The sequence below is a fragment of the Arthrobacter silviterrae genome (assembly GCF_011045165.1).
Taxonomy (GTDB): Bacteria; Actinomycetota; Actinomycetes; order Actinomycetales; family Micrococcaceae; genus Specibacter; species Specibacter silviterrae.
The window spans coordinates 1-1,250 of sequence record NZ_JAAKZI010000088.1; the positions used below are offsets into that span (position 1 = coordinate 1).

Annotated in this window: 1 protein-coding gene; it reads right to left on the reverse strand. The window is 64.8% G+C overall.

The window, feature by feature from the left end; genetic code table 11:
• Window positions 1-1,127, reverse strand: a 1,127-nt coding sequence (locus G6N77_RS19490) for an integrase catalytic domain-containing protein (RefSeq protein WP_165183828.1), incomplete at its 3' end; no start/stop codon positions are given.
• Window positions 1,128-1,250: the final 123 nt, after the last annotated feature.

Below are 1,250 nucleotides of genomic sequence, written 5' to 3' on the forward strand. Positions count from 1 at the left end.
GTCAGCCCGGCCAGGTCCAGGCTGGCGTAGAGCTCGTCCATGTGCCGGCGTTGGGGTTCGAGCATGATCCCGGTGTCCTTGATCCGCTGGGCCGGGGTGCGGGGCGCGTCGTAGGTCCGGGTTGATTTCCCGGTCTTGGTCAGCCGGTATCCGGTGACTTTCTTGGTGGGCAGGAACAAGTTCTTGCGCAGGTTCACCAGCGGCCAGAGCTCGTTCAGCAGGCCCAGCTCGGTGTCGGTGTCATAGCGGTAATTGAAGGCCGAGCCGCGCACGACGGCACCGTTTTTCTGCTCCACGAACGGGTTGTCATTCGAGTGGCGGGGCCGGGACCGGGTCATGCGAATGTTATGGGCATTGCACCACGTCGTGACCGGTTCGTTGAGGAACTCAGACCCATTGTCGCTATGGATGTGGTCGATCGGGTACGGGAACTCGTGCTGGATTGCCTCCATCGCACCGACCACCCACGTGGAGGCCTTGTTCTTGATGGCCCGGTTCACCGTCCACCCGGTGAAGACATCCGTGGCGGTCAGCGTGAACGCGTACTGGCCCTTGGCACTGTTGCCGCAATGCGCCACCGTGTCGATGGCGACCAGGCCCGGCTGCCAGTCAATCTCCGGGACCCGGGACATGAGCGGGATCGACTCGGTGTACTGGTTCCGCCGCGACCGGGTCGTGGACTTCCCTGCCGGATACATCGAGCGTTTGAACGGCGCCAGCAGCCGGTCGATCGTGGCCGCGCTCATCGCCAGCAACTGCCCGCGCACCTGCGGGCTGTAGCGGGACCGGGCCCGGCCGAAGGCGCCGGATCCGATGTGGGCATCCATGTTGGCCAGCGTGGTGCCCATGACCGCGGCCAGGTACTTCCCGCAGGGCTGGCCCGCCACGACCCACACCTGCTGCAGCACCTTCACCGTGTCATAGCCATACGTCGGCGGACGTGGCCTGCGCGCCACCCCACGGGCCGGCCCGCGCCGCGCGAACGCCCTGCCCAACTGGCGGCGGGCATTCGCCCTCGACCAGCCAACCTCCGCCACCAGACGGTCAAGGATCCCGCCCTTGACCTTCTTCGAAGCCTTCGCATACGCGGAAGCCTCCGCCTTCGTAATTTCCCTACGCGCAGACAACGACACCTTGTAGCCCATCCCTCCAGCACACCAAAGCACCCGAACATGCACCAGAGACTTCGCGAGCATTTCTCAAATGAGGCACGCACCCCAATTCGCGAGCACTTTTCATGAGTCTCGTCG